The sequence below is a fragment of the Achromobacter xylosoxidans genome (assembly GCF_002192695.1).
GTDB classification, from domain to species: domain Bacteria; phylum Pseudomonadota; class Gammaproteobacteria; order Burkholderiales; family Burkholderiaceae_B; genus Achromobacter; species Achromobacter xylosoxidans_C.
Window position 1 is genome coordinate 1 of the sequence record NZ_MTLG01000118.1, and the last position, 4,614, is coordinate 4,614.

Here is a 4,614-nt window from a genome sequence, read left to right on the forward strand (position 1 = left end):
GATGCAAATCAAACGTAAAAGTGGGTCAACTCTGCCTGCAAATTAACAGGGTGCCTACCGAATAAGGCACGATGGTCCGTATCGGCTTGGAGGGAACCCATGAATCCTGCGCGTCAGCCACCCGGGGCAGGAGGGCTGATGCGGCGAAAGCAAATGTCGATTGCAGGGCGGAACGACGGCTCATATTCATGATGGGTCCCTCGGGACAATGGCTAATCCAGGTCGCTGGAATCTCGTGTATCGAACGAAGCGACGTTGCGCTTGATTTTCTTGAGCACACTCATCAGAACCGTCATCTCGCTGGGAGATATTCCGGTCAGGAACCGCGCGTAGTAGTCCAGCACGGCGGGCAGTGATTCGACGAAGAGCTGGCGCCCTTGCTCGGACAGGAATACATGCGTCTGCCGCTTGTCCGTCTCGTGTCCGATGCGCTCGATCAGCTCGTCGCGTTCCATGGCATCCAGGATGCGGCTCAGGTTCGAACGCTCGATCACGCTGAGATCCGCCAGCTCCGACACGCTATGCCCGTCCCTGTCGGCCAGGATGCTCAGCACGCGCCACATCAGTGGGGAGCAGCGATGGGCGGACAGCACGCGCGCGATGTTCCGGATATGGAAGCGGTCTATGGCCAGGAAGTAGTGCATGGGCCAATCCGTGACGTGGAAGAGATCCTCCGCGTCTTTGATCGGGGCCGTGGACTTCTTGGGAACAGCTTTCAGGAGCGGTTTTATGTTCGTCATTTATGTGTGAATAATGCGTGAAAAATCACGTAAATAATTTAGGCCCGCGGATTTTCCATGTCAAGACACGGAGGGCTCAGTAGTTTCACTAACCGCCCTGTGTGCGGGGTTGTCCGATATGCCAGCGTCGCCGTTTACTTCGCAGCCGGAGCTGCCGCCGCATCAGCCGCTTCGGCCCGCAGGCACTCGATCAAATCCTGCATCCGCGGCGACAAGTCCAGGCTGTTGTGCCGCACGATGCCCAGCGGGCCGAACACGGGCGGCAGTTCGATATCCAGGATGGTGATTTCGCGGCTGCCTGCGGGATGGCGCGCGACGCAGCGGGGCAATAGCGACAGCAGGTCGCTATTGGCCATCAGCATCATGTTGTTCAGGGCCGAGGCCGACTCGATGCGGGAAGGCGGGTATAGGCCGTGGCGCTGCAGCAGCATGTCCAGGCCGATGCGCGCCGGGCTGCCGCGCGGGGGCATGATCCACGGGTAGGCCGCCAGTTGCGCCCAGGAAACCCGGGCCGCGTCCGCCAGCGGGTGTCCGCTGCGCGCGCACACGCACATCGGCTCTTCGTACAGCACTTGCGTCAGGGTATCGGGCGTGCGCACGGCGGCGCCCATGCGCGCCACCAGCAGGTCCAGCTTGCGCGTGTGCAGGTCTGGCATCAGCGCTTCCAGTGATCCCTCGCGCACCAGCACATTGACGTTGGCAGCCTGCTGCTCGAAACGCAGCAGCGCGCGCGGCACCAGGTAGGCCGCCGCTGCCGAGTTGACGCCGACATGGATGGTTTCCACGTCGAGGTCGGGCGCGGCGGACCATTCGCCGCTCATGCGTTCCAGGTCGCCCAGCACCCAGCGGGCGTGGCGGATCAGGGAGTCGCCATGGGGCGTGGGGAAGGTGCCCTTCGGGGTCCGGTCGAACAGTCGGGCGCCCAGCATGTCTTCCAGTTCCGCGAGCATGCGCGACACCGCGGGCTGGGTGGTGGCCATGCGTTGCGCCGCCGCGCCGACGTTATGGACTTCGTCCAGCAACAGCATGAGCTGCAGGTGGCGCAGGCGCAGCCGGCCGCGCAGATACCAGCCGGGCGGCAGGGGAGGGACGGAGCCGGGAGGGTTCATCTCTACATATCAACTCTGATATGGAAAGTGAAAAATATATCATTGGACCGGAATGATGGGCTGGCCGATGATGATTGCCAGCGAGCCGCCCGTGAATGAGGCGAGCCGCGGGATGGAGACAATCATGCTGAAACTTGTGCGCGGCGCCCTGGCCGCCCTGAGTCTGGCCGTACCGCTGGCCATACCCCTGGCGGCGGCCGCGGCTTATCCGGACCGGCCCGTCACGCTGGTCGTGCCGTCGGTGCCCGGCGGCGCGGCCGACGTGGTCGGACGCCTGGTCGCCGCCGAAATGTCCAAACACTGGAGCGTTCCCGTCATCGTGGAAAACCGCGCGGGCGGCGCCGGCGTCATCGGCTCGCAGGCCGTGGCGCGCGCCAAGCCCGACGGCTACACGCTGCTGCTGGGGCCGGATGCCTCGTTCACGGCGGTGCCGTACCTGATGCAGGACGTGCCGTATCGCACCGAGGATTTCGCGCCCGTCGCCACGCTGGCGACCCTGCAGTATGTGCTGGTGGCATCGCCCGCGGCGCCATTCAAAACCTTGCGCGAACTGCTGGATCAGGCGCGCGCCCGGCCCGACGCCATCACCTATGCCAGCGGCGGCCCGGGTTCGACCCATCATCTGGCGATGGCGTTGTTCGAGCACGCGGCCGGCATCTCGCTAAAGCACGTGCCGTACAAGGCCGCGCCCCAGGGCTTTGTCGGCGTGATGGGCAGCCAGGTCGATCTGATGTTCATCGTCGCCAGCACGGCCGTGCCGCAGATCAAGGCCGGCAAGGTGCAGGGCCTGGCCAACGCGGGAGCCGCGCCCATCGCGGGCGCGCCCGACCTGCCGATGGTGAAGGACGCAGTGAAGGACTTCACCTTCTACAGCTGGTTCGGCCTGTTCGCGCCCGCGCGCACGCCTGCGCCGGTGCTGGCCGATTTGCAGCGCGCCGTGGCCGCCGTCCTGAAGAGCCCGGAGGTCCGGGACAAGATGCAGGCCCAGGGCATGATCGTGGGCGACCAGGACGGGCTGGGCTTGAGCGACCGCATCGCCCATGACATCCGGGTGCTCGCGCCCGTGCTTTCCGACATCAAGACCGCCACCAGCACGCAGCAATGAAACGCCCCAACATTCTCCTCATCACGACCGACCAGCATCGCGGCGACTGCCTGGGCTTTGCGGGACGGCGGGTCAAGACGCCGCACATCGACCTTCTGGCGCGCACAGGCACGCATTTCGCGGCTTGCATCACGCCCAACGTCGTCTGCCAGCCTTCGCGGGCTTCCATGCTGACCGGCTTGCTGCCCCTGACCCATGGCGTCTGCGATAACGGCATAGACCTGGACTTGCGCACCGGCGAGGCGGGCTTTGCCGGCAGCCTTGCCGCTGCCGGCTACGACACGGGCTTCATCGGCAAGGCGCATTTCTCCACGCACCACACCTTCCAGGCCACGGGACGGCCTGAATGCCAGTACAGCGAGGCTGGCATGGGACCGGGCTGGGCGGGGCCGTACATGGGCTTCAAGCATGTGGAGCTGGTGGTGGAGGGCCATAACTATTGGCTGCCCACGCCTTTGCCCGGCGGCCTGAACCATTCGCGCTGGCACTACGGCGACGGTTTGGGCGAACTGCGCAACCAGCTGTATGAGACCGATCTGGGTCCGGCCAGCGGCGCGCCGCAGACCTTCCATTCCGCTTTGCCGGCGGCCTGGCACAACTCCGCGTGGATCGGCGATCGCACCATCGACTACCTGCGCGAGCATCGCGATCAGCCGTTCTGCCTGTGGGCGTCGTTTCCCGACCCCCATCACCCTTTCGATTGTCCCGAGCCCTGGTCGCGCCTGCATCATCCCGACGAGGTCGATCTGCCGCGCCATCGCGTCACCGACTACGATCGCCGGCCCTGGTGGCACAGAGCCAGCATGGAGAGCAAGCCCCTGGGCAATGCCGAAGTGCAGGCGGTGCGGCAGAATTTCTCGCGCATGCCGACCCAATCGGACGAGGCGCTGCGCCGGATCATCGCCAACTACTACGGCATGATCTCGCTGGTGGACCATCAGGTGGGGCGCATCATGAAAGCGCTGAGCGAGTACGGGCTGGATCAGGACACCATCGTGATCTTCACGTCCGACCACGGCGAATGGCTGGGCGACCACGGGCTGATGCTCAAGGGACCCATGCCGTATGAAGGCCTGCTGCGCGTGGCCATGGTGGCCAGCGGCCCAGGCATCGCGGCCGGGAGAAAGGTGGAAGACCCGGTATCCACGCTGGACCTCGCCGCGACCTTCTGCGACTATGCCGGCGCGTCGGCCTTGGGGCCGCAGCATGGCCGCAGCCTGCGCCCGCTGCTGGAAGACCAGGGAGCCGCGCGCGAGTTTGCGTTGAGCGAATGGGACGTGGCGGCATCGCGCTGCGGCGTGGAGCTGAAGCTGCGCACCGTGCGCACGCGCGACTGGAAGCTGACCGTCGAACTGGGCAGCGGCGCGGGCGAGATGTACTGTCTGGCCGAAGATCCGGACGAGATGGAAAATCTGTTTGATGATCCGGGTTATGCCGCGAAGCGGCGGGAACTGGCCGAGATGCTTGAAACCCGGCCCGCCGATCAGCTGTCGGCGCGGGTGCCGGCATCGGGCATCGCCTGATCGCGCGGCGCGGGCAGGACGGTTACGCCTGTTCCGTGGCCGGCAGGACGCTGGACATGACAAAGGCCCGCCAGCACGAAGCTGGCGGGCCTTCAATACTGCTGCGCGTTGCGGCTTACAGCGCGCCGGTCAGTTCA

Annotated in this window: 4 protein-coding genes; 2 read left to right on the plus strand and 2 right to left on the minus strand. The window is 65.5% G+C overall.

Translation table 11 applies throughout. From position 1 onward, the window contains the following. Window positions 1-212: 212 nt before the first annotated feature. Together BRO63_RS29645 and BRO63_RS29650 are read right to left on the minus strand one after the other, a co-directional pair. Window positions 213-740 carry a MarR family winged helix-turn-helix transcriptional regulator gene (locus tag BRO63_RS29645; protein ID WP_088143205.1) on the minus strand — a complete coding sequence of 176 codons (528 nt, stop codon included), beginning with the start codon at window positions 738-740 and terminating at the stop codon, window positions 213-215. A gap of 134 nt (window positions 741-874) precedes the next feature. Beyond that, entirely contained in the window at window positions 875-1,849 is a 975-nt protein-coding gene (locus BRO63_RS29650; protein ID WP_088143206.1) for a LysR family transcriptional regulator, read from the minus strand. A gap of 124 nt (window positions 1,850-1,973) precedes the next feature. Between BRO63_RS29650 and BRO63_RS29655 the strand changes: the two genes are divergently transcribed. Both BRO63_RS29655 and BRO63_RS29660 read left to right on the plus strand, forming a co-directional pair. After that, on the plus strand, window positions 1,974-2,954 hold the full coding sequence (locus BRO63_RS29655; protein WP_179215256.1) for a tripartite tricarboxylate transporter substrate binding protein: 981 nt from the start codon (window positions 1,974-1,976) through the stop codon (window positions 2,952-2,954). Continuing rightward, window positions 2,951-4,477 carry a sulfatase-like hydrolase/transferase gene (locus tag BRO63_RS29660; protein WP_088143208.1) on the plus strand — a complete coding sequence of 509 codons (1,527 nt, stop codon included), beginning with the start codon at window positions 2,951-2,953 and terminating at the stop codon, window positions 4,475-4,477. Before BRO63_RS29655 ends, BRO63_RS29660 begins: the two co-directional genes overlap by 4 nt. Window positions 4,478-4,614: the final 137 nt, after the last annotated feature.